This window comes from Seohaeicola saemankumensis (assembly GCF_021021435.1).
In the GTDB taxonomy this organism is placed as follows: Bacteria; Pseudomonadota; Alphaproteobacteria; order Rhodobacterales; family Rhodobacteraceae; genus Seohaeicola.
This window is the reverse complement of the sequence record NZ_JAINWI010000004.1, coordinates 152,688-174,871: the sequence shown is the minus strand read 5'-3', so window position 1 is coordinate 174,871 and position 22,184 is coordinate 152,688. Positions and strand designations below refer to the sequence as shown.

At 57.4% G+C, this 22,184-nt stretch carries 22 protein-coding genes; 13 read left to right on the top strand and 9 right to left on the bottom strand.

The annotated features are described in order from the left end of the window. The first annotated feature begins 95 nt into the window (after positions 1-95). The 10 genes from K7H22_RS02730 to K7H22_RS02685 all read left to right on the top strand — a co-directional run bounded on the left by K7H22_RS02730 (position 96) and on the right by K7H22_RS02685 (position 9,482). On the top strand, positions 96-1,004 hold the full coding sequence (locus tag K7H22_RS02730) for a Hint domain-containing protein (protein WP_230799193.1): 909 nt from the start codon (positions 96-98) through the stop codon (positions 1,002-1,004). A gap of 42 nt (positions 1,005-1,046) precedes the next feature. Beyond that, entirely contained in the window at positions 1,047-1,775 is a 729-nt protein-coding gene (mtgA, locus tag K7H22_RS02725; protein ID WP_419248136.1) for a monofunctional biosynthetic peptidoglycan transglycosylase, read from the top strand. Between the two features lie 62 nt (positions 1,776-1,837). After that, positions 1,838-2,503, top strand: a complete 666-nt coding sequence (locus tag K7H22_RS02720; RefSeq protein WP_230799192.1) for a glutathione S-transferase family protein — start codon at positions 1,838-1,840, stop codon at positions 2,501-2,503. Positions 2,504-2,590: 87 nt separating this feature from the next. Continuing rightward, positions 2,591-3,640 (top strand): tRNA epoxyqueuosine(34) reductase QueG, encoded by a 1,050-nt coding sequence (gene queG / locus K7H22_RS02715; protein ID WP_230799191.1) that lies wholly within the window; start codon positions 2,591-2,593, stop codon positions 3,638-3,640. A gap of 49 nt (positions 3,641-3,689) precedes the next feature. Beyond that, on the top strand, positions 3,690-5,699 hold the full coding sequence (locus tag K7H22_RS02710; RefSeq protein ID WP_230799190.1) for a hydantoinase/oxoprolinase family protein: 2,010 nt from the start codon (positions 3,690-3,692) through the stop codon (positions 5,697-5,699). A 79-nt stretch (positions 5,700-5,778) separates the two neighbouring features. Continuing rightward, positions 5,779-6,975, top strand: a complete 1,197-nt coding sequence (locus tag K7H22_RS02705; RefSeq protein WP_230799189.1) for a glycine C-acetyltransferase — start codon at positions 5,779-5,781, stop codon at positions 6,973-6,975. Positions 6,976-6,983: 8 nt separating this feature from the next. Continuing rightward, the gene (gene tdh / locus K7H22_RS02700; RefSeq protein WP_419248140.1) at positions 6,984-8,006 is read left to right on the top strand and encodes an L-threonine 3-dehydrogenase; all 1,023 of its coding nucleotides are present in this window, start codon (positions 6,984-6,986) and stop codon (positions 8,004-8,006) included. 112 nt (positions 8,007-8,118) lie between these two features. After that, the gene (msrB, locus tag K7H22_RS02695; RefSeq protein ID WP_230799187.1) at positions 8,119-8,568 is read left to right on the top strand and encodes a peptide-methionine (R)-S-oxide reductase MsrB; all 450 of its coding nucleotides are present in this window, start codon (positions 8,119-8,121) and stop codon (positions 8,566-8,568) included. Then, positions 8,565-9,062 (top strand): peptide-methionine (S)-S-oxide reductase MsrA, encoded by a 498-nt coding sequence (gene msrA, locus K7H22_RS02690; RefSeq protein ID WP_230799186.1) that lies wholly within the window; start codon positions 8,565-8,567, stop codon positions 9,060-9,062. The genes msrB and msrA overlap by 4 nt, the downstream gene beginning before the upstream one ends. A gap of 39 nt (positions 9,063-9,101) precedes the next feature. After that, the gene (locus tag K7H22_RS02685) at positions 9,102-9,482 is read left to right on the top strand and encodes a diacylglycerol kinase (RefSeq protein WP_230799185.1); all 381 of its coding nucleotides are present in this window, start codon (positions 9,102-9,104) and stop codon (positions 9,480-9,482) included. A 93-nt stretch (positions 9,483-9,575) separates the two neighbouring features. On the opposite strand, the gene K7H22_RS02680 is transcribed toward K7H22_RS02685, so the two are convergent. After that, positions 9,576-10,169 carry an outer membrane protein gene (locus K7H22_RS02680; protein ID WP_230799184.1) on the bottom strand — a complete coding sequence of 198 codons (594 nt, stop codon included), beginning with the start codon at positions 10,167-10,169 and terminating at the stop codon, positions 9,576-9,578. 302 nt (positions 10,170-10,471) lie between these two features. Between K7H22_RS02680 and K7H22_RS02675 the strand changes: the two genes are divergently transcribed. Continuing rightward, positions 10,472-11,395, top strand: a complete 924-nt coding sequence (locus tag K7H22_RS02675; protein WP_230799183.1) for a DMT family transporter — start codon at positions 10,472-10,474, stop codon at positions 11,393-11,395. Between the two features lie 6 nt (positions 11,396-11,401). Here the strand turns inward: K7H22_RS02675 and K7H22_RS02670 are convergent, their stop codons facing one another. From K7H22_RS02670 to K7H22_RS02650, 5 genes are all read right to left on the bottom strand, one after another. Continuing rightward, positions 11,402-12,736: an NAD(P)/FAD-dependent oxidoreductase gene (locus tag K7H22_RS02670; protein WP_230799182.1), complete on the bottom strand. Its 1,335-nt coding sequence runs from the start codon at positions 12,734-12,736 to the stop codon at positions 11,402-11,404. Continuing rightward, the gene (locus K7H22_RS02665) at positions 12,733-13,551 is read right to left on the bottom strand and encodes an ABC transporter permease (RefSeq protein WP_230799181.1); all 819 of its coding nucleotides are present in this window, start codon (positions 13,549-13,551) and stop codon (positions 12,733-12,735) included. The genes K7H22_RS02670 and K7H22_RS02665 overlap by 4 nt, the downstream gene beginning before the upstream one ends. Beyond that, complete coding sequence (locus K7H22_RS02660) at positions 13,548-14,438, bottom strand: ABC transporter permease subunit (RefSeq protein ID WP_230799180.1); 891 nt, start codon at positions 14,436-14,438, stop codon at positions 13,548-13,550. Before K7H22_RS02660 ends, K7H22_RS02665 begins: the two co-directional genes overlap by 4 nt. Before the next feature lie 4 nt (positions 14,439-14,442). Then, complete coding sequence (locus K7H22_RS02655; RefSeq protein WP_230799179.1) at positions 14,443-15,567, bottom strand: ABC transporter ATP-binding protein; 1,125 nt, start codon at positions 15,565-15,567, stop codon at positions 14,443-14,445. Between the two features lie 66 nt (positions 15,568-15,633). Beyond that, positions 15,634-16,719 carry a polyamine ABC transporter substrate-binding protein gene (locus tag K7H22_RS02650; protein ID WP_230799178.1) on the bottom strand — a complete coding sequence of 362 codons (1,086 nt, stop codon included), beginning with the start codon at positions 16,717-16,719 and terminating at the stop codon, positions 15,634-15,636. 171 nt (positions 16,720-16,890) lie between these two features. Between K7H22_RS02650 and K7H22_RS02645 the strand changes: the two genes are divergently transcribed. After that, positions 16,891-17,565 carry a GntR family transcriptional regulator gene (locus tag K7H22_RS02645; RefSeq protein ID WP_230799177.1) on the top strand — a complete coding sequence of 225 codons (675 nt, stop codon included), beginning with the start codon at positions 16,891-16,893 and terminating at the stop codon, positions 17,563-17,565. 102 nt (positions 17,566-17,667) lie between these two features. After that, positions 17,668-19,065, top strand: a complete 1,398-nt coding sequence (locus K7H22_RS02640) for an aspartate aminotransferase family protein (RefSeq protein ID WP_230799176.1) — start codon at positions 17,668-17,670, stop codon at positions 19,063-19,065. Between the two features lie 86 nt (positions 19,066-19,151). Here the strand turns inward: K7H22_RS02640 and K7H22_RS02635 are convergent, their stop codons facing one another. Genes K7H22_RS02635 through K7H22_RS02625 form a run of 3 tightly spaced genes read right to left on the bottom strand, consistent with a single transcriptional unit; the run spans position 19,152 to position 22,166 of the window. Beyond that, a complete protein-coding gene (locus K7H22_RS02635) occupies positions 19,152-19,811 on the bottom strand; it encodes a GntR family transcriptional regulator (protein ID WP_230799175.1) in 660 nt (219 codons plus the stop codon). After that, complete coding sequence (gene argE, locus K7H22_RS02630; protein WP_230799174.1) at positions 19,804-20,970, bottom strand: acetylornithine deacetylase; 1,167 nt, start codon at positions 20,968-20,970, stop codon at positions 19,804-19,806. The genes K7H22_RS02635 and argE overlap by 8 nt, the downstream gene beginning before the upstream one ends. Beyond that, positions 20,967-22,166, bottom strand: a complete 1,200-nt coding sequence (locus tag K7H22_RS02625; RefSeq protein ID WP_230799173.1) for a M24 family metallopeptidase — start codon at positions 22,164-22,166, stop codon at positions 20,967-20,969. Before K7H22_RS02625 ends, argE begins: the two co-directional genes overlap by 4 nt. Positions 22,167-22,184: the final 18 nt, after the last annotated feature.

The window sequence follows — 22,184 nt, the reverse complement described above, 5'->3', positions numbered from 1 at the left end:
TACGCTGGGCTTTTTCTTTTTTGGCCATAATTGCGATGTAATTGAAACAAATACTCTCGTTAAAGGTGATTATACCAGACACGTGGAGTGGCCGAATGCCCCTGAACTACAGTTTCGCTTTCTTTGTGATGGACCCCGGCAATCCTCCGGGGCGCGGAACAATATTGAACCCTGTGAACCTGGCCGCGACAGACCAGAATGACAACGGATCCATTGGAACAGGACAAGGCGATACTATCGGTGGTTTCGCCGTCACCAGCGTCTGGATGGGAGATACGATTACCGTGCGTATCAACAACCAGAATGTGACCATCAGAGGTGTCACTTTCTACCGTGCAGGCGCGTCTGCGGTGTTCATGCCAACAGACGGTTCTGTGCTGGTTTCTTCCAACTTCCGCTCATCGACTTTTGTGAACACGTCAACACAATACGAATTGCCGCCCGTACCCTGCTTTGTTGCGGGAACGATGATCTTTACCTCGAAAGGCCCGAAACCTGTTGAAACCCTGACAGAAGGTGATCTGCTTTTAACGCGCGACAGCGGCATGCGTCCGGTGCGTTGGGTCGGGCGGGTGACGGTAGACGGGCGCGGGCGTCTCGCGCCGATCCGCTTTATGCCGGAAGTGCATGGAAATACGCGCGCCCTGCTTGTGTCACCCAATCACAGGATTCTGGTAACCGGTTGGCGGGCAGAGATGTATTTTGCCGAACCAGAGGTGCTTGTGCCAGCCAAGCATCTTGTCAACGGCGATACCATCTGCGCTGCCCCCTGCGAAAAAGTAACCTATGTCCATGTTCTGATGGATCGCCATGAGGTAATTTTTGCCGAAGGCGCTGCAACTGAAAGCCTTCATCCCGGTGATTACCTGATTTCCGGTGCCAACGACACAAGGACGGAGATACTCAATCTCTTCCCTGAACTGGCTACACAGACCCGTCAGGATCATTGGAAATCTGTCCGCAGTATTGCCAAGTCATACGAAGCGATGCTGCTGGTTGCATGAGCGGGCTTTTACAACGGCTCTGCCTTGCCTATAGCTGACGCTGTGGCACGCAAGAAAACAACATCCCGCACGAAAAAGTCCCCCTCCCTCTGGCGGGTTGCTCCTCTGCGCGCGCTGCGTCGGGGTCTCTTACGTGGCATTCTGGTTGCGTTTGCCCTGATTTTGCTTTGGGTCGTCTCCTACCGCGTGATCAATCCTCTCACTACGCTCTATATGCAGTCCGAGAAACGATATCTCGGCGAGATAGAGCGTGAATGGGTCGATGCCGACGATATCGCGCCGGTCATGTTGCGATCAGTCGTTGCTGCGGAAGACGCGAACTTCTGTCTCCATATGGGTTTCGATCTTGACGCGATAAAGACCGCGATCGATTCCGGGGCAACGAGGGGCGCATCCACGATCAGCCAGCAAGTTGTCAAAAATGCGTTTCTCTGGCATGGCCGATCATGGAGCCGGAAAATGCTGGAGGCGTTGTTGACGCCGGTTGTCGAACTGACATGGCCCAAGCGCCGCATTCTGGAAGTCTATCTGAATATTGCGGAATTCGACGAAGGCGTTTTCGGTGTCCACGCGGCATCGTACCAATACTTCAATACTGGACCGGAAAGTCTGACGGCTGATCAGGCCGCACGCCTTGCCATGGTACTGCCTGCGCCCAAGGCACGATCGGCTGCTGTGCCGACCGCGGCCCAACGCAGGCGCATCGCAGTCATTCAGGACGGGGCGCAACTGATTGCCAACGATGGGCGTGCTTCCTGTTTCGAGGATTGAAAATCCCTTCGCGGCAAGGCATGCAGGGGGGGCAACCCTAGAATTGAAGGCAACAACTTCTCATGGCGCGGCTTTTCCATGTTCCTCTCTCTCCGTTCTGCCGGAAAGTCCGGCTAAGCCTTGCGGAAAAGCGTATCGAATGCGAACTGGTCGAAGAGCGTTACTGGGAACCCTCGCCGGACTTCCTGCGCCGCAATCCGGCAGCGAAAGTGCCGGTTCTCAAGATCGACGGCAAAACCCTGTCGGAAAGTGCTGCGATATGCGAATATCTCGAAGAGGCTTATCCCGAACCGGCCTTGATGCCCCGCGGACGTGACGAGCGCTACGAAGTGCGCCGTCTGGTGGCATGGTTCGACGACAAATTTCATAACGAAGTGACCTCCAAACTTCTTTACGAGCGTGTGAACAAGAAAATCATGTCGCGCGGATTCCCTGACAGCCGTAACGTCAAAGACGGTGCCAAGGCGATCAAGTTCCACCTTGATTACATGGCATGGCTGCTGGACCATAGACGCTGGCTGGCTGGCGGCTCCCTGTCGCTGGCTGACTTCGCCGCCGCCGCTCATCTGTCGGCACTGGATTACATCAGCGACGTCGATTGGAACCGCTCGCAATCCGTCAAGGACTGGTACGCAACCATCAAGTCACGGCCTGCTTTCCGCTCGATCCTTGCGGATCAGGTTCCGGGCTTCCCGCCTCCAGCACATTATGCCGATCTCGATTTCTGAGATATCCAGTGTAGAAAGGTGGCTTTCCGCCTCCTGGCCTGCGGCCTACCCTCGAGGATATTTCGTGCAAAAAGAAGCGACTGCCCGATGGAGGATGTGAAGGCCCGCTTGATCGCGCGGGCCCGCCTTGAAGGGTTTGACGCCTGCCATATCTGCCGGCCTTGGGATGTACCGGAAGTGCCGCCGCGTCTGACGGCCTTCCTTGAAGCCGGTTACCACGGGCAGATGGAATGGTTGGCCGACCGCAGCCATTGGCGGGGTAATCCTGCAGCACTGTGGCCGGAAGCGCGATCCGTGATCGTGTTGGGCGAAAGCTACACGCCAGACGTTGATCCGATGGAAACGCTTTTACAAAATAACGCCGGAACAGTGTCTGTTTATGCCAAGAACCGGGACTATCACGATCTGGTCAAGAAGCGCCTGAAACGATTGGCGCGCTGGCTGATCGGGCAATCAGGCGGTGAGGTTAAAGTGTTTGTGGACACGGCCCCCGTTCCTGAAAAGCCCTTGGGGCAAGCTGCCGGGCTGGGCTGGCAGGGCAAACATACAAATCTGGTCAGCCGGAATTTGGGAAGCTGGTTCTTTATCGGATCGGTCTTCACCACCCTCAATCTACCCGCCGATCAAGCCGAGGTGGATCACTGCGGCTCCTGCCGCGCCTGTCTGGATATCTGTCCGACGGACGCTTTTCCCAAGCCCTACCAACTGGACGCAAGGCGCTGCATTTCCTATCTGACAATCGAGCATAAAGGCCCGGTCGACGAAGTCTTGCGGCCCTTGATGGGCAATCGCATCTATGGTTGTGATGATTGCCTTGCTGTTTGTCCGTGGAACAAGTTTGCAGTCGCGGCCCGCGAAATCGGCTATCACGCGCGGCCGGAACTGGAGGCCCCGTCATTGGCGGCGTTAGTGTTGCTGGATGACGCCGGTTTCCGGTTGTTCTTTTCCGGCTCTCCGATCAAGCGCATCGGGCGGGACAGGTTTATCCGTAACGTGCTTTATGCCATTGGCAATTCGGGCAATCCGTCGCTGACTGATGCAGCGCAGAAATTGACGGAAGATCCCGCATCTGAAGTCGCTGACGCGGCGCGCTGGGCTGTGATGCGACTCAAACCTGCCGCAAACGGGATGGTATAGAGGCAGCCGGGCGCTACACCGCATCAAGGAAACATGAAAGGAGAGACCCATGGCGCTGCTGCTGGGTGTGGATACAGGCGGAACCTATACCGATGCTGTGCTGATCAAGGATGAAGCGCATGTCATCGCATCCGCCAAAGCGCTGACAACCCGCAGCGATCTTGCCCTTGGCATCGGTGAAGCCGTACGCGCCGTGCTGGCACAGGCCGATGTCCAGCCAAGCGAGATAGCAATGGCGTCGCTGTCGACTACGCTTGCGACGAATGCCTTGGTCGAAGGCCAGGGCGGGCGCGTTGGTCTGGTCTATATCGGCTTCAACGCGCGCGATCTTGAAACGCACGGACTTGCCGATGCGTTGCGTGGTGATCCGGTTCTTGTCCTGTCAGGCGGGCATTGCCACGCCGGAGTCGAGGTTGCCCCGCTGGATTTGCCCGCGTTGCAGGCTTGGTTGAATGAGGTGAGCGGTGTATCCGGTTTCGCGGTCGCGGCACAGTTCGCCACACGCAATCCTGACCATGAGAACCGCGCCGCTGCGCTGATCTCGCGCATCACGGGTCGTCCGGTCAGTTGCTCGCATCATTTGTCGGCACGCTTGAACGGACCCAAAAGGGCGCTGACCGCAGTGTTGAACGCGCGCCTGATCGGTATGACCTATCGTCTGATCGGAAGGGCCGAGGATGTGCTGGCCGAGATCGGGATCGACGCACCCTTGATGGTTGTTCGCGGCGATGGTGCGCTGATGTCGGCCGTGCAGGCCCAGGCACGGCCGATCGAAACGATTTTGAGTGGCCCTGCGGCAAGCATTGTTGGCGCGCGCTGGCTGACTGGAGCCGACGAGGCGATGGTATCCGACATTGGTGGAACAACCACTGATATCGCCGTTTTGCGCCAAGGTAGACCCGCAATTGATCCGAATGGTGCTCGTGTCGGACCCTACAGAACCATGGTAGAGGCGGTTGCCATGCGGACCTTCGGTCTGGGGGGGGACAGCGAGGTGCATTTTGTCTCGGACGGGTTGGAGGGCGGTGTGACTTTGGGGCCGCGTCGCCTGCTGCCTGTCAGTCTGATCGCCATGGATGACCCCGATACTGTCCATGATGCGCTGGACGCCCAGTTGCGCAGTGCTGTTCCAAGCGAACATGACGGCCGGTTCGTCCGTGCCATTCCGGATATTGAAAGCGGAGGATTGGGTGAACGCGATCTTGCCTTGCTGGACCGGATCGGGCGGGCGGTTCATCCGATAGGCTCGATCCTGAAGACGCGGCTTGAAGGGCAGGCACTGCAAAGACTGGTGGCGCGGGGTCTGGTCCAGATCGCCGGTGTCACACCGTCTGATGCAAGCCATGTATTGGGTGGTTTGGAGTCGTGGGATCGGAAGGCGGCGGAAAAGGCCTTGCGCCTGTTTGGTTGCCGGCGAACAGGCGCTGGCGAGATACTGGCCCGCGACGCCGTTGAAATGGCACATATGATTGTGAAACGCCTGACCCATCAAACCACTGTGGCTTTGCTAGAAACCGCTTTTACCGAGGAGCATAAGAATTTTGGCCTGCCGCCTGCCGACCTGGCAAACCATGTGCTAACCCAGCGGGGCTTGTCGGGGCATCGCGGTCTGGTTGCCCTTCACGCTGGTCTTGCCGTGAAGGTCATCGGGTTGGGTGCGTCTGCCTCAAGCTACTATCCCGCGGTCGGGGCGCGGCTGAATACCAGCATGATCCTGCCTGAACATGCCGATGTTGCGAATGCGATCGGCGCTGTCGTGGGTATGGTGACTTTTCGGAAAAGCGGCACTGTTACAGCCCCAACCGAGGGAAAGTACCGTGTGCACCTTGAATCAGGTCCAGAAGACTTCGGAGATTCCGAAGCGGCAATGGCGCGACTTGAAGACATCCTGCGGAGTGAGGCTGAAGAACAGGCGCGGTCTGCAGGTGCTGCAGATATACGAACGACCTGCTCGCGCGACATTCGCCGCGCCGAGATCGAGGCGCGCGATCTTTTCATCGAAGCGGTTCTGACTGTCGAGACCAGCGGCCGCCCACGTGTGGCAACCGGCGAAACCTGACCGGCACCAGACCGAAAGCTGCGTGAGGCCCGCCCCATCGCGTGCTAAGCTGACGGGATGAAAGAACAGGGAGATAACAATGCGTGCGGCGGATCGGTTTGACGAGGATATGGCAGAACGACTGGACGGGCTGCGCGATGAGGGTCTGTACAAGGCCGAAAGGGTCATCGCGTCCCGTCAATCCGGTGAGGTTGTTTTGGCCGACGACGGGCAGGCAATCAACCTGTGCGCCAACAACTATCTCGGGCTAGCGGATCATCCCGATCTGATCGAGGCAGGGCGGACAGCCCTTGAGCGATACGGCTACGGCATGGCGTCGGTTCGGTTTATCTGCGGCACGCAGGAAGAGCACAAAGCGCTTGAGGCGCGGATTGCGGCCTTCCTAGGAACGGAGGATTCCATACTCTATTCCAGCTGTTTTGATGCTAATACCGGCCTGTTCGAGACACTACTTGGTCCAGAGGATGCGATCATATCCGACGCGCTTAACCATGCCAGCATTATTGACGGTGTGCGGCTGTGCAAGGCGCAACGGCTGCGCTACGCAAATTCCGACATGCCCGATCTGGAGGCGCAGTTGCAGGCATCCGCAGGCGCGCGCCACCGTCTGATTGCGACGGATGGAATTTTCTCGATGGATGGTTACATGGCCAAGCTCGCGCAGGTTTGCGATCTGGCGGACAAATATGATGCGATGGTCATGGTTGATGATAGTCACGCGGTGGGCTTTGTCGGCCCTTCAGGTCGCGGCACGCCAGAGGCCTGTGGTGTCATAGACAGGGTCGATATCATCACAGGCACACTCGGCAAGGCGCTGGGCGGGGCTTCCGGTGGTTATACTGCGGCCAGCGCACCTGTTGTGGACTGGTTGCGGCAGCGCTCGCGCCCCTATCTGTTCTCGAACACTCTGGCACCTGTGATCGCGGCAACAAGTCTCAAGGTTTTCGATATGCTCGAACAAGGCGACGCACTACGCGCGACCTTGTGGGAGAACGCAGCCTATTTCCGCGCAAGGATGGGTGCGCTTGGCTTTGAGTTGCTACCGGGCGAGCACGCGATCATCCCTGTGATGCTGCGCGACCCGAAACTGGCGCGCGATATGGCGGCCCGTTTGCATGAAAAGGGCGTGTTTGTGACTGCTTTTTCCTTTCCGGTCGTGCCGCGTGGACAGGATCGTATACGCACCCAGATGTCTGCCGCCCTTAGTCGGGACATGCTTGACCGTGCCATTGATGCGTTTGAATCCGTTGGCCGCGATATGGGGGTCATCGCATGAGCAACCAGATGAAGGCGCTTGTCAAAGCGCGCGCAGAACCGGGTCTGTGGATGGAACGCGTTCCGGTTCCCGAGCCGGGCCCGTCCGATGTGCTGATCAAGGTCGGGAAGTCCGCGATTTGCGGCACTGATGTGCATATCTGGAAATGGGATGCATGGGCGCAAGCAACGATTCCCGTGCCGATGGTTGTCGGCCACGAATTCGTGGGCGAGATCGTCGAAACAGGCTCTGCGGCGAGCAAATACGCCGTTGGCACTCGGGTTTCGGGCGAGGGCCACATCGTCTGCGGGATCTGCCGGAATTGCCGCGCAGGGCGCGGGCATCTATGCCGCAATACCAAGGGCGTCGGGGTCAACAGACCCGGTAGCTTTGCCGAATATCTCTCTATCCCCGAAGCGAATGTCGTTCCTATTCCACCTGAAATCCCCGATGAGGTCGCTGCTATCTTTGATCCTTTCGGCAATGCGGTGCACACCGCCCTCAGTTTTGATCTGGTGGGCGAGGACGTTCTTGTGACAGGTGCAGGCCCTATCGGGATTATGGGGGCCTTGGTGGCGCAAAGGGCCGGCGCGCAGCGTGTCGTGATCACGGACATCAATCCCTACCGTCTTGATTTGGCCCGCCGTCTGGGTGTGCAGCACGTGGTCAAGGCGGATGACGAGGGGCTCGATTCCGTGATGGCGCGGATCGGGATGACCGAGGGTTTTGATATCGGTCTTGAAATGTCGGGCGCACCGCCTGCAATGCGCGACATGATCCATTTCATGAACAATGGTGGTAAGGTCGCGCTGCTCGGGATCGCGCCGCAAGGCTTTGCCGTGGACTGGAACGAGGTGATTTTCAAGATGCTGCACATCAAGGGTATCTACGGGCGCGAAATGTTCGAGACCTGGTACAAGATGATCGCTCTTGTGCGGGGCGGGCTTGATCTGAGCGGCCTGATCACGCACCGGATCGGGATTGACGACTATCAGGACGGTTTTGTCGCGATGCTTTCTGGCGATGCCGGCAAAGTCGTGATGGATTGGTAAAATCGTCACTTTGTTTTGAGTATTTGTTGCAAGATGAATAAGCCGTATCCCTTGAAAGCCTGCCTGCAAAGCGCAGTTTTCACAGGCAAGACTTGACTGCATGGAGACCGTGATGCCGAAATATGAACGAAACCAAGATGTTGTGGCCAGCCTGACACCCGAACAATTCTGGGTCACACAGGAAAGCGGCACAGAACGGCCGGGCACAGGCAAGCTGTTGCGGAACAAGGAACCGGGGATCTATGTCGATGTTGTCTCGGGCGAGCCGCTTTTTGCATCCTCTGACAAATATGACAGCGGGTGTGGCTGGCCCAGCTTTACCAAACCGATCGAGCCTGCCCATGTCACGGAATTGTCCGATAACAGTCTTGGAATGCAGCGGGTCGAAGTCCGCAGCACCTACGGCGACAGCCATCTCGGCCATGTCTTTCCGGACGGCCCGCGCGACCGTGGAGGTCTGCGCTATTGCATCAACTCAGCTTCTTTGCGCTTTGTCCATCGTGACGATATGGAAGCCGAGGGATATGGCGAATATCTGGATCAGGTGGAGGACATCAGATGAATGAGGAACGCGCCGTTCTGGCAGGGGGATGCTTTTGGGGGATGCAGGATCTGATCCGGAAATTGCCCGGGGTTACCAAAACGCGTGTCGGCTATACCGGCGGCAACGTGCCCAATGCAACCTATCGTAACCACGGCACCCATGCGGAAGGGATCGAGATTTTCTTTGATCCCGACCGGATCACCTATCGCAGACTGCTGGAGTTCTTCTTCCAGATCCATGATCCCACCACGCTGAACCGTCAGGGCAATGATATCGGGCTGTCCTACCGCTCGGCGATCTACTTTGTGAACGATGCCCAGCGCGAGGAAGCCATCGACACGATCGCAGATGTTGAAGCGTCGGGCATCTGGCCTGGCAAAGTGGTAACAGAAGTCGAGCCCGTCGGCGATTTCTGGGAGGCGGAACCGGAGCATCAGGATTATCTGGAACGTCTGCCCAATGGATATACCTGCCATTTCCCGCGACCGAACTGGGTTTTGCCCCGCCGGTGAACTGGTGCCGCGTTCAGCTTGCTTGCTGTGGGGATGGATATGAAACCCGCTAAGCCGAAGCAGACCAAGGGCCCTGCCCATGTGATCGCGGCATTTGGCTATTCTCTGGCCGGTCTAAGATGCCTCTGGAAAGAGGTCGCTTTCCGGCTGGAACTACTGGGTGGCGCGCTGGGCCTGACCATTTTGATTGTCGCGGGGGCGAGTGCTAGCCGTCTATTGCTGTTCGTTCTATTGTTTTTAGCTGTCTTGGTAATAGAGGCGCTGAATACAGCAGTTGAAATGATCGTCGACAAAATTTCACCCGAATGGTCGGAATTTGGCAAAAAGACGAAAGATGTCGGTTCAGCTGCGGTATTCCTCATAATCATAGCAAACGGAGTATATTTCTCTGCAACGTTATTCGAGATTTTATATTTATAGACTTAATTCGTCATCTGGTTTCGAGCGGCACATAATGGAAAAGGGCGCCCATCAGGGCGCCCTTTCTGACAAGACCCGTGAAGGTCAAATCAATTAGAAACGGTAGTTTGCACGAACCTGGAAGGTCGTTGCATCGACATCGATAGCTGTGTCGTTGAAAGTGTCAAACTCGTGGTAAAGCACTTCACCGCCCAGCGAGATCGCGTCCGTGACCATGTGCTCGTAGCCTGCACCAACGAAGTAACCGGTATCGTAGCCCAGACCATCAATGTCTGCGCCAACACCACCGGCAGTCGCATACAGCAGACCGTTGCCCAGATCATAACCACCACGGACTTTCAGGCGATAAACGCGCTCCAGCGTCACACCACCAACGGCGATGTCCGCGATGTCGGCGTCAGCGCCCACACCAAGTACATAATTCCCGAAGTCCCAGTCATAACCTGCAGTCAGACCACCAATAACGTCATCACCGCTAAGGCCAGTTGCCGAGTCAGTGCCGATATCCGCATAGCCGAGCTGCAGACCGGCATAACCGCCAGTCCAGTCGCGACCCATGGTCATTGCGACGGGCGCAGGTGCTTCAATCATCGGTTCCATTGCGGCCGGAGCTGCCGAGCCAGCAAATGCGGGTGCCGCAATTACAGTCGCGCCAAAAGCGGCGATAAGTGTACGTGTAAGTTTCATAGTCCCATCCTTTCGTTACGGGGTCGTCGCTGGAGAGAGCAATGCACCTGCACAGCAACGATCTCGGCACAAATGAGCCTGATCCCGTTTATTCGCAAGGGTTGTTTACTCTTTGTCCGAACAAGAAAATGTGAGTAGATAGGCGGGAACCTGCCGAGTGGCTGGATGTTTTCCGCCGATAGTTGATTTCAATCCAAACGCGAGCCGCCAGTAATCTATCGCGCAAGATGTCTATCAGCAGCATTGACCTTTTGCCCCACACAGTTCAGCATCCCCGTGCCGCTCAGAAGGAATGCAGATTTATGCAACCATTACAGGGAATTACCCTAAAGATCTGCTCGGTTCTTCTTTTCATAACGATGGCCTCGATGATTAAGGCAACCGCGCATCATGTCCCGGCGGGGCAGGCGGTGTTTTTTCGGTCATTTTTTGCCATGCCGGTCATTCTGGGTTGGCTTTGGATGCGTGGAGATTTGCGGACAGGACTCAGTGTTGCCTCACCACTGGGACATTTTTGGCGCGGTTTTGTCGGAACTGCCGCCATGGGTTTGGGTTTCGCAGGGCTCGGATTGCTTCCTCTGCCCGAGGTGACCGCCATCGGCTACGCCGCCCCGCTGCTTGTGGTCGTGTTTGCGGCCATGTTTCTGAACGAAGAGGTGCGCGCGTTCCGGTTGTTTGCCGTGGCGCTGGGTATGGTGGGCGTGGTGGTTGTACTGGCTCCGCGTCTCTCGATACTTTCCGGACCGACCGTTGAAAGCGCTGCGGCCCTCGGCGCCATGCTGGTTCTGATGGGGGCAGTATGCGCTGCATTGGCGCAGATCTATGTCCGCAAGCTGGTGCAGACCGAACAGACATCGGCCATCGTGTTTTTCTTCTCGCTGACAGCAACAGGTCTGTCGTTGCTGACCTTGCCCTTCGGTTGGGTCGTGCCGCTGCCATTTGAAGCCATGTTGCTGATTATAGCGGGGCTTCTGGGCGGGCTTGGCCAGATATTCCTGACCTCGGCCTATCGCTTTGCAGATGCCAGCGTGGTGGCGCCTTTTGACTATGCTTCGATGCTGTTTGCGATTCTGATCGGATATTTCATTTTCGACGAGGTGCCGACAGTCCAGATGCTGGTCGGCGCGGCATTGGTGATCTTGGCAGGCGTCATGATCATCTGGCGCGAACATGTGCTGGGTCTGAAGCGCGAGAAGGCGCGTTCGGGAATGACGCCGCAAGGCTGATCAGGCCTAAAGGTCGCGCAGCCCGGCAAGCGCATAGCCCGCAGGCAATAGCGCGCGCCGGAACCGTCCCAACGGAAAGCGTGGCGCACTGGCCTGCATGACTGCGGGATAAGGCAGACTTGTGGTCTTGCCCTGCACCAGATCGGCCAGCAAAGCGCCGGTATAGGTGCCCATTGCCACGCCGTTACCGTGAAAGGCAAAACCTGCGAACGCACCAGTGAGACTGGGGATCGGTCCGCAATAGGGCACCCGATTAGACGAGAAGCAGACCATCCCGCTCCAGCTATAGGGGGTTTCAACGTCCTTCCAGGCTGGAAACATCGTTTCAAAATGGGCGCGGGCACGTCTGGCGATTCCTGCTTCTGCCTCGGGCGAGGCCAGCAACCCGCCACGCATTCCGAACAGAAAGCGATTGTCGGGCATCAGCCGGAAGTAGTGCAGCAGATTGCGGGTGTCATAGACCATTTGCCGACTGGTCCACCCTGCTGCATCAAGTTCGGCTTGGGTCAGGGGGCGCGTGGTCAACACGTTAGACTGTGCAGGAAGGTAACGACCAGCCATCCAGCGGGGTAGATCCTCGGCAGAATAGCCGTTTGTTGCCAGTATTAAACGCTTCGCGCGGATCGTAGCCTGACCTGTTCCAACGACGATATAGCCATCCCTTTGCGCGATCCTCTGCACCGCGCTATCGCCGTAGACCCGTGCACCGGCATTGCGCGCCGCACTGACCAGTCCCGCGATGTATTTGCGTGGGTTCAGACCGAAACCCACCGGTATGGTCAGCCCGCCATGAAAAGGACCCGACATTCCCAGATCCTTCAACGCGGCAGGGTCATGCCATGTGGCATCAACTCCGTATTCGGCCTTTATGCGTGTGACATCACCCTGCAGGGCTCGGGCATTGCTTTGATTATGCGCAAGGATGGTTTCGCCGTTCGAATGGGTGTCGGCCTCGATCCCGTGCGTAGTCAGGATGTCCCTGACCAATGCGACAGCATCCTTTTCAGCCTGACGCCAGCCTGTCAGGGCGGCACCACCAAAACGCTTTGCGATTTCCTTGCTGCTGGCCTTTACACCGCCAAGACAACAAAAACCGCCATTGCGCCCTGATGCACCCCATCCCGGATAAATCGCGTCAACAACAACCACATCGACACCATCCTGTGCCAGATGCAGCGCTGCTGACAGGCCAGTAAAACCTGCGCCGATGATCACGACTTCGGTGGACAAATCGCCTGTCGCAGCCAGAAAATCTGCTTGGCTAACTGCGACGGTTTGCGCCCAGTAGCAGTCCGCGACAGGGCCTTCCCCATAGGCATAGGCAGGAAAAATGCGCGTCATGAGGTGCGGGCGGCCGCCTGTTCGTCATTCTGTTTGGCAAGACTGCTGCGTTTGGTCAGGATCGACGCCGTGATCACCCCTATCGTGACAATGGCGATCATGATCGTCGATAGAGCATTGATTTCTGGTGACACGCCCAACCGCACGGCCGAGAATATCCTGATCGGCAAGGTCGTGGCAGATGGTCCTGCGGTGAAGGACGCAATGACAAGATCGTCAAGCGACAGCGTGAACGCCAATAGCCAGCCTGAAATGACCGCAGGTGCGATGATCGGCAAGGTCACAAGGCGGAACGCATCGAAGGCCGAGCAACCTAGATCAAGTGCTGCTTCTTCTAGTGACTTGTCAAAACTGACCAGCCGCGAGGACACAACTACCGACACGAAGCACATCGAAAAGGTCGTATGCGCCAGAACGATGGTGAAGATACCGCGATCAAGCCCGATCCCGATGAAGAGCAACAAAAGTGACAGACCGGTGATGACTTCCGGCATCACCAGCGGTGCGTAGATCATGCCGGAAAACACGGTACGCCCCATAAAGCGCCCCCCGCGCACCAGAACATAGGCGCCCATTGTGCCCAGAACCGTTGCGATCGTGGACGAGGCGATAGCCACTTTGACCGTGACCCATGCCGCATCAAGGAAAGACTGGTTCTGTAATAGGGTCCCGTACCATTGTGTCGAGAAGCCCGCCCAGACTGTCACCAGTCGGGATGCGTTGAAGCTGTAGATAATCAAGATGATCATCGGCAGGTATAGAAACGCGAATCCCAGCGTCAGCGAAGTGGCGTTGAACCATGAAAACCGTCTCATTGATCCATCTCTCGCTGCTTCTGTTCGTTGCGCTGGAACAGCACGATGGGAATTATCAGGATCAGCAGCAGGATAACGGCCACTGCAGAGGCAACAGGCCAGTCACGGTTCGAGAAGAACTCCTCCCAGAGCACTTTGCCGATCATCAATGTATCCGAGCCACCCAGAAGCGAGGGGATGACAAACTCGCCCAGCGCCGGAATGAAGACCAGAAAACAGCCCGCAATGATCCCCGACTTGGACAGCGGTATGGTGACCAACCAGAAGGCGGTCAGGCGTGAGCAGCCAAGATCCTCTGCCGCTTCCAGAAGCGAACCGTCCATCTTCTCGAGGGCCGCGTAGATCGGCAGGATCATGAAGGGCAGATAGGTATAGACGATGCCGATATAGACAGCCGTATTCGTGTTCAGGATCACAAGCGGCGTCGAGATCAGACCTGTCCAGAGCAGAAACTGGTTCAGGAACCCCTCGTTCGATAGTATGCCCATCCACGAATAGACGCGGATCAGAAAGCTGGTCCAGAACGGCAATATGACCAGCAGCAGAAGGGTTGCGCGCCATTCATCGGGGGCCTGGGCCATGCCATAGGCGATTGGATATCCAACCAGCAGCGTCAGAATGGTCGAGATCAGGGCAATCTGGAGCGAGGAGACATAGGCTTTCCAATAAAGCTGATCCTGCGTCAGAAAGACATAGTTTTCAAAGTCCAGTTCCGCGAAAAACGCTTTGATACCGGCCCAACCCTCGGTAAGGTCCAGTTGGGGTGTATATGGCGGAATGGAAAGCGCGATATCAGACAAGGATATCTTGAGCACGATAGCGAAAGGCACCAGAAACAGCGCCATCAGCCAGATGAACGGCACTGCGATCAGGATGAAGCGCCGCATTGCCCTAATTCTCCAGCACGACGGCAGCAGTGTCCGTCCATGACAGCCAGACCCGATCTTCCCAAGTGAAGCTACGGCGCGACAGGCGGCGCGTATTGGCCGTCTGTGCCTTCATCATCTGACCGTTGGCAAGCTTCACATGATAGGTTGAGATATTGCCCAGATAGGCGATGTCGATGATCTGTCCTTGCACAGCATTCGCCATATCTGCAGGACGATCCGCCGAGATCCCCACCTTCTCGGGCCGGATGGCAAGATAGCAGCGTTGACCTTCGGAAAAGCGTGTCGCTGTCTTGGCCGTGAACGGTGCCTGACCTTCAGCCCAAGCGATGTGATAGGCATCACCCTCCGGCGTGGCGACACCGTCGATGATGTTCACGTCACCGATGAAATCCGCCACATAGACAGAATTCGGTGCCTCGTAGATTTGTGCAGGGGTCGCGACCTGAATGATCTGGCCTTCATCCATCACAGCCACGCGGCTGGAGACTGTCATCGCCTCTTCCTGATCATGGGTCACGATGACGAAAGTGGTGCCTGTCTTCTCTTGAATGTCCATCAACTCGAACTGAGTATCCTGACGCAGCTTCTTGTCCAACGCGCCCAATGGCTCGTCCAGCAGCAGCAGTTTGGGGGCTTTTGCAAGGCTGCGTGCCAAGGCCACACGCTGGCGTTGGCCGCCCGAAATCTGGTGCGGTTTGCGCATGGCGAATTTTTCGAGCCGCGTCAGCCGCAACATCTCGTCAACGCGCGCGGCGATCTGGTCTTTGGGCTTGCCTTCACGTTTCAGACCGAAAGCGATGTTTTCCCAGATACTCAGATGCGGGAACAGCGCGTAGGACTGGAACATCATGTTCACAGCGCGCTTGTTTGGAGGGACATTGGCCATGTCCTGCCCTGCGATCAATATCTGCCCTTCGCTGGTATTCTCGAAACCGGCAAGCATCCGCATCAGTGTTGTCTTGCCGCAGCCGGACGGACCCAGAAGCGCGAAGAACTCTCGTTCGTAGATATCCTGCGTCAGGTTCTCGATAGCTGTGAAATCGCCGAACCGCTTGGTCACGTTCTTGAACTGGATGAGAGGCTTTGCCTGCGGATCATCCCACGGGGCGAAAACGGTCTGTGCCATGCCGAACCCTGTCCTGAATATTGTGAAGGCCCGCGCGTTAGCCGCGCGAGCCTTTGTTGCCGGGTCTTAGGTGCCCGATTTGATCTTGGTCCAAAGGCGGGTCACAGTGCGCTGGACGCCCGCATCCCAAGGTGTCGTCGTGAACAGGTTGTTCAGCGCTTCCTCGGAGGGATAGATTGCGGGATCGCCGATCACGTCTTCCACCAGAAACTCTTGCGAGGCGAGGTTTCCGTTCGCGTAGTAGACATAGTTCGATGCCGCAGCCATGTTCTCGGCGTCCATGATGAAATTCAGGAAAGCATGGGCGCCTTCAACGTTGGGTGCATCAACGGGAATGGCCATCTGGTCAAACCACATCTGTGCACCTTCCTTGGCCGCGTTATAGGCAATCTCGATCCCGTTATCGGCCTCGGCTGCGCGGTCACGGGCCTGAAGGATGTCGCCCGACCAGCCAAGCGCCACGCAGATATCACCATTTGCAAGCGCGTTGATGTATTCGCTGCTGTGGAACTTCAGGATATGTGGACGGATCGCCATGAACACCGGCTCGGTCTTGGCGATGACCTCGGGGTCGTGGCTGTTTGGGTCCTCGCCCAGAAACTGGAGCGCGGCAGGGATCATTTCTGCAGGCGCGTCCAACATCATGATACCGCAGGCTGCCAGTTTCTCGGCATTGGCGGGATCAAAGATCAGCGACAGGCTGTCGATTGGCGCGTCCTCGCCAAGGATCTCGGTGACCTTGCCAACATTCACACCGATACCTGTGGTGCCCCACATGTAATTGATCGAATAGGCGTTGGCGGGGTCATACTGCTCGGTCCGTGACGAAACCACGTCCCACATGTTTTCCAAATTGGGCAGCTTGGACTTGTCCAACTCCTGGAAGGCGCCCGCTTGGATCTGACGCTGCAGGAATGTTCCGGAAGGCACAACAACGTCATAGCCCGAACCGCCGGCCAGCAGCTTGGTTTCCAGAACCTCGTTGCTGTCGAAGACGTCATAGATCAGTTTGATACCGGTTTCGGCCTCGAACTTTGCCAGCAAGGCTTCGTCGATATAGTCGGACCAGTTGTAGACGCGAACTTCCTGCGCCGATGCAGCGCCTGCCATGAGCGCGATAGTCGCAGTCATGGTCAGCAAGTGATGTCTCATCAAGTAACTCCCTATCATAGATTGAGGATCTTCCGTCCCCGTTCTGGAATTTGATCAAAGTTTCTGCCTCTAGGCAATATGGTAATGTTTTCACGACACCGCTAAACTCGCAAGCGGGTGTCTTGGGCTAGCGCAGGGAAAAGTGGCAGAATGGAAGACGGTGCACGGAAAATGACCACTCTTACAGATGCGGCCTCGAACCCGCCTGCACATGAGGTGATCTATCGCCAGTTGCGCGACCAGATCCTGTTTGGCGAAATAGCGCCGGGGCAGGCCCTGACGATTCAGGGTGTGGCGGACCGCCTGAACGCGGGCATGACCCCGGTCCGCGAGGCAATCCGCCGTCTGACAGCCGAGGGTGCGTTGGTGTTTCAGGGCAATCGGCGTGTTTGTGTTCCGGAACTTACAGCCGCCAATATATCTGAAATTATATTTGCAAGACAATGGCTTGAATCCCATCTGGGGTTGCGCGCCACAGAACGCGCAACACCGTCTGACCTGAACCAGCTGACTGAGATCGACAAGAAGCTGGACCGCGCGATAGTCGCCGGAGATCTGCGCGCCTATTTGCAGAACAACTATCGTTTTCATGCCTTTCTCTATAATCTTGCAGAGGCGCCGATCCTTGCAGAAATGGCCGAACGTTTGTGGCTCAGGTTCGGGCCATCCCTGCGGGTGGTGATCGGCCGGATCGGAACCCAGAACCTGCCGGACAAGCATAAGGATATGCTGGAATGCATGCGGACCGGTGATTCCGAAGGCGCTGCGAAGGCCATGCGCGAGGATATGCTGCAGGGAATGGAGCAGATCCGCGAGATGCTGGATTTGCGCGAGCATTCAAACTGATTCGATTGACACTTCAGAATTTGATCATATTCTAGTTGCCAACAGCGATGTGACCCGCCACAGGGTCGCCCTGACCGATTTCTTGACCAAGCGAGGCCCACCATGACTGTGATCACCAATCATATGCCAACGCATGAACTTCAGGCGTTGGACGCCGCGCATCACATGCACCCTTTTACGACGCAAGAGGCATTGGCGACACGCGGCGCGCGGGTGATCACCCGCGCCGATGGTGTCTGGATCACGGATAGCGATGGCAACAGGATCATCGACGGCATGGCCGGCCTGTGGTGCGTGAATATCGGTTACGGGCGCGAGCGTCTGGCCGAGGTCGCGGCCCGTCAGATGAAGGAGTTGCCCTATTACAATACCTTTTTCATGACGACCCATGTGCCTGCCATCGCACTCAGCCAGAAATTGGCGGAAATCGCGCCCGGCGATCTGAACCACGTGTTTTATGCCGGATCAGGCTCTGAAGCGAATGACACCAACATCCGCATGGTCCGCACCTATTGGGCACAAAAGGGCGAGCCGGACAAGAAGGTGATCATCAGCCGCAAGAATGCCTATCACGGCTCGACCCTTGGGGGCGCGTCGCTGGGGGGCATGTCCGGTATGCACGCGCAAGGCGGCTTGCCGATCCCCGATGTCTATCATATCGACCAGCCCAACTGGTGGTCCGAAGGCGGCGACATGAGCCCCGAGGAGTTCGGGCTAGAGCGCGCGCGCCAATTGGAACAGGCGATCCACGATCTGGGCGAAGACAAGGTCGCTGCCTTCATCGCCGAGCCGATCCAGGGCGCGGGCGGTGTGATCGTGCCGCCAGACAGCTACTGGCCCGAGATCCAGCGCATCTGCGACAAGTACGAGATCCTGCTGATCGCGGACGAGGTGATTTGCGGTTTCGGGCGCACTGGCAACTGGTTCGGAAGCCAGACCGTGAACATCAGGCCGCATATCATGACAATCGCGAAGGGTTTGTCTTCGGGATATCAGCCGATTGGCGGTTCGATCGTCTGCGACGAGGTGGCCAGCGTCATTGGGGCATGCGAATTCAATCACGGCTATACCTATTCCAGCCATCCCGTAACTGCAGCGGTCGCGCTTGAAAACATCAACATCATCGAAGAGGAAGGCATCGTCGAACATGTCCGCGACGATATCGGCCCCTATATGAAAGAGTTGTGGACCGCGATGACGGATCACCCGCTTGTCGGCGAGGCCAAGATCGTGGGTATGATGGGTTCCATCGCCCTGACACCCCACAAAGAAAGCCGCGCCAAGTTTGCGTCTGAGCCCGGAACCGTGGGCTATATCGTGCGCGAGAGGTGCTTTGCCAACAATCTGGTCATGCGCCATGTCGGTGACCGGATGATCATCAGCCCGCCCTTGGTCATGACCCGTGACGAGGCCGATATCCTGATCGAACGCGCCCGCAAATCGTTGGATGAAGCGCATCAACAGTTGAAAAACGACGGCCTGATGGTCGCGGCCAACTGAACCGGAAAAGACTCTAATCCGGCCTGATCTTATGTGTCAGGGCCGTGTTGGATATTTGAAGCAAGAAGAAATACAGGGCGTGCCGGTCACGCCATGTGCCGGTTCAATCGGGCGATACAAAGCGAGATATGGGCGCGACGCACATCTGCGGCTGCCTGCCCGTCCCTTGCCACAAGCGCCTGAAAACTGTCACGCAATTCCGAGACGAAGATTGCCGTTTCTTCGGCAAGGTCCAGACGCGGCGTTGCGGTCAGCCAGATCCTTGCCGTGCGGTAATACAGCCGCTCGGACATTTCGCGCAGCGCCAAGTTATTGGTCAGCGAGGTGCCGAAATGGAAGTAGTCCATATTCAACTCCGCCAGCGCACGGGTGTCGGGTTGCTTCAGCAAGATTTTCCCCGCGTCGAGAAAGTCCGCGGCCTCTTTGATGATTTCGTCCGAAACGGGCACCGGTGACAGCCGCCCGACAAGCCCTGCCAGTTCACGCCGCAGATCGTAGGTGCGCGCCATCTCCTCTGCGTCGACGTCTGTGACGATCGTACCCACGCCGTGCTGCGAGATGACAAGCCCCTCGTCCTCAAGGCGTGCGAGAACCCGCCGGAGCGGTGTGCGCGAGGTGCCGAATTCGGCTGCAAGGGTTTCCTCGGACAGGCGGGTGCCAGGCGGATAGTCAAGCATGCAGATCCGCGTTCGCAGCGCGTCATGCAGGCGTAGAAAACGACTACGCGCATCGGAGTGATCAGACATAGCGGGTCAACCTGTCACCCAGCCCGTGAAGCATTGAAAGACATTGATCCAATTGGGATAGAGACACAAACTCGTCCGCTTTATGCGCCTGTTCGATACTGCCCGGCCCGCAAAGCACGGCCGATAGACCCATCTGCTGGAACAAGCCTGCCTCGGTGCCAAATGCGACTACATCCGCACCATTGGCTCCTGTCAGTTCGGCAACCAGCCGCCTCGCCTCGTTCTCGTCCATGGGCTCAAGCCCGCAGACCTCGCCGATGATATATGTTGTGATATCGGCCTCGGGACAGACGGCCTGCATCTGAGGAAGCAGGACGTCATTGCAATAATCTGCCAGTGTCTTTTTGACGAAATCGGTATCCGAATCCTGAACGGGGCGCATTTCCCAATCCAGTTCGGCGCGGCTGGCGATGACATTATGGGCAACACCGCCAGCAAGACGACCGATATTGATCGTTGTCCAGGGCGGCTCGAACCTGCTGCCGACAGGGGTGCGATGGCGCAACTGATGGCGCAACTCCATCAGCCGCGCGACATAAGCCACAGCGTATTCTACCGCGTTCACGCCGCGATCAGGGTTCGAGCCATGGCCTTCCAGCCCGCGAAATTCGACCGTGTATTCACAGCAGCCCTTATGGCCTTCGATGATCCGCATATCTGTCGGCTCTCCGACGATGGCCATCGCGGGGCGTATTCCGCGTGATTGCAAAGCGGGCACAAGAGATCGCGCGCCAAGGCATCCGACTTCCTCGTCATAGGTAAAGGCAAGATGGATGGGGCGCTTGAGGTTTCGTGCGGCATAGTCAGGGGCCATTGCCAGCGCCGCGGCGATAAAACCCTTCATGTCGCAAGCGCCGCGCCCGTAAAGCGCGCCATCCCTTTCGACCATGCGAAACGGATCGCTTGTCCAGTCCTGATCGGTCACGGGGACCACATCGGAATGGCCAGATAGAACGATCCCCCCCTCCCGATCCGGTCCGATTGTGGCAAACAGATTGGCTTTGGTGCCACTGTCGTCGTGGAACAGATCGACATGCGCACCCGCATCCGACAGCAGGTTGGCCATGTGGTCGATCAAGTCCAGATTACTGTCAGCTGAGACTGTCGGAAATCCGATCAGATCCCCTAGAATGTCGCGGGTGCGCGTGAGTGTTGTCATGTCTTCACAAAAATCCGCCGTGGACGGTTGCAGAAGGTTTCAGCCGGACCATCCGTGGTGATCAGGATAGATTCGGTAATCTCGATCCCCCATGTATCCATCCATAGACCGGGCATGAAGTGAAACGTCATACCGGGTTGCAGCACGGTCTGGTCTTCCGACCGCAGGCTGATCGTGCGTTCGCCCCAATCGGGGGGATAGCTGATCCCGATGGGATAGCCGCAGCGCGCACCGCGCTGGATGCCCGCAGCCTCAAGAGGGCGGGCCAAGGCATCGGCGATATCACAGGCACGGTTGCCGGCGCGTGCTGCTTGCAAGCCTGCCTCAAGCCCTTCGATCAGTGCGGCCTCGGCGCGTTTCACCTCGTCTGTCGGTGTGCCCAGATAAACCGTGCGGCAGAATGGTGTATGATAGCGCCGATAGACGCCTGCCAGTTCAAAAAAGGTGCATTGGTCGTTCTCGAACTCTCCGCCGTTCCACGTGATATGCGGCGCAGAGGCATCGGCCCCCGAGGGGCACATCGGCACGATTGCAGGGTAGTCGCCCCAATCCTCGCCGACGCCGATGATCGCCTCGCGCATCACTTCGGCCACCAAGTCGTTTTTGCGAACGCCGGGGCGAGCGCGTTCGATTGCGGTGTCCACCATCTTTTCGGCGATCCGCGCCGCGCGGCGCATGAAGGTAATTTCCTCATGAGACTTGACGGCACGCTGCCAGTTCACCAAGGCGGTCGCATCGACCAAAGTGGCACGAGGCAACTCTGTCAGCATGGTGACATAGGCCTTGGCAGAGAAATAGTAATTCTCCATCTCGACGCCGATACAGGCCGCTTCAAACCCCATCTCGCATAGCAGCGCGGACAGATGCTGCATTGGATGGCGCTCGTTGGATTGCACATAGGTATCATCATAGGGGCGCAGGTGATCGTGAGGCAGCCATGCTGTGCGCTTGGCGCCGTTCGCGTCCATATTGCGCCCCCACCACACCGGATCGCGGTCATGGGTGATGATCACACCCTGATGCACATAGAACGACCAGCCATCATAGCCTGTCAGCCAAGACATGTTCGACGGGTCTTCGACAAACAACACGTCGATACCGCGTTCGGCCATTGCCGTGCGGGTCAGATCAAGGCGGCGGCTATATTCCTCGGCCGAGAATGGAAGGTCTGCAAAAGGGATTGGCGGAACGGACATACGTGCTTTCCTTGCTGG

What these genes read in the sequence shown, in the direction of transcription:
- K7H22_RS02730 (WP_230799193.1), top strand. Translation starts at nt 96, where the DNA reads ATGCCCCTGAACTACAGTTTCGCTTTCTTTGTGATGGACCCCGGCAAT.
- K7H22_RS02720 (WP_230799192.1), top strand. Translation starts at nt 1,838, where the DNA reads ATGGCGCGGCTTTTCCATGTTCCTCTCTCTCCGTTCTGCCGGAAAGTC.
- queG (WP_230799191.1), top strand. Translation starts at nt 2,591, where the DNA reads ATGGAGGATGTGAAGGCCCGCTTGATCGCGCGGGCCCGCCTTGAAGGG.
- K7H22_RS02710 (WP_230799190.1), top strand. Translation starts at nt 3,690, where the DNA reads ATGGCGCTGCTGCTGGGTGTGGATACAGGCGGAACCTATACCGATGCT.
- K7H22_RS02705 (WP_230799189.1), top strand. Translation starts at nt 5,779, where the DNA reads ATGCGTGCGGCGGATCGGTTTGACGAGGATATGGCAGAACGACTGGAC.
- tdh (WP_419248140.1), top strand. Translation starts at nt 6,984, where the DNA reads ATGAAGGCGCTTGTCAAAGCGCGCGCAGAACCGGGTCTGTGGATGGAA.
- msrB (WP_230799187.1), top strand. Translation starts at nt 8,119, where the DNA reads ATGCCGAAATATGAACGAAACCAAGATGTTGTGGCCAGCCTGACACCC.
- msrA (WP_230799186.1), top strand. Translation starts at nt 8,565, where the DNA reads ATGAATGAGGAACGCGCCGTTCTGGCAGGGGGATGCTTTTGGGGGATG.
- K7H22_RS02685 (WP_230799185.1), top strand. Translation starts at nt 9,102, where the DNA reads ATGAAACCCGCTAAGCCGAAGCAGACCAAGGGCCCTGCCCATGTGATC.
- K7H22_RS02680 (WP_230799184.1), bottom strand. Translation starts at nt 10,169, where the DNA reads ATGAAACTTACACGTACACTTATCGCCGCTTTTGGCGCGACTGTAATT.
- K7H22_RS02675 (WP_230799183.1), top strand. Translation starts at nt 10,472, where the DNA reads ATGCAACCATTACAGGGAATTACCCTAAAGATCTGCTCGGTTCTTCTT.
- K7H22_RS02670 (WP_230799182.1), bottom strand. Translation starts at nt 12,736, where the DNA reads ATGACGCGCATTTTTCCTGCCTATGCCTATGGGGAAGGCCCTGTCGCG.
- K7H22_RS02665 (WP_230799181.1), bottom strand. Translation starts at nt 13,551, where the DNA reads ATGAGACGGTTTTCATGGTTCAACGCCACTTCGCTGACGCTGGGATTC.
- K7H22_RS02660 (WP_230799180.1), bottom strand. Translation starts at nt 14,438, where the DNA reads ATGCGGCGCTTCATCCTGATCGCAGTGCCGTTCATCTGGCTGATGGCG.
- K7H22_RS02655 (WP_230799179.1), bottom strand. Translation starts at nt 15,567, where the DNA reads ATGGCACAGACCGTTTTCGCCCCGTGGGATGATCCGCAGGCAAAGCCT.
- K7H22_RS02650 (WP_230799178.1), bottom strand. Translation starts at nt 16,719, where the DNA reads ATGAGACATCACTTGCTGACCATGACTGCGACTATCGCGCTCATGGCA.
- K7H22_RS02645 (WP_230799177.1), top strand. Translation starts at nt 16,891, where the DNA reads ATGACCACTCTTACAGATGCGGCCTCGAACCCGCCTGCACATGAGGTG.
- K7H22_RS02640 (WP_230799176.1), top strand. Translation starts at nt 17,668, where the DNA reads ATGACTGTGATCACCAATCATATGCCAACGCATGAACTTCAGGCGTTG.
- K7H22_RS02635 (WP_230799175.1), bottom strand. Translation starts at nt 19,811, where the DNA reads ATGTCTGATCACTCCGATGCGCGTAGTCGTTTTCTACGCCTGCATGAC.
- argE (WP_230799174.1), bottom strand. Translation starts at nt 20,970, where the DNA reads ATGACAACACTCACGCGCACCCGCGACATTCTAGGGGATCTGATCGGA.
- K7H22_RS02625 (WP_230799173.1), bottom strand. Translation starts at nt 22,166, where the DNA reads ATGTCCGTTCCGCCAATCCCTTTTGCAGACCTTCCATTCTCGGCCGAG.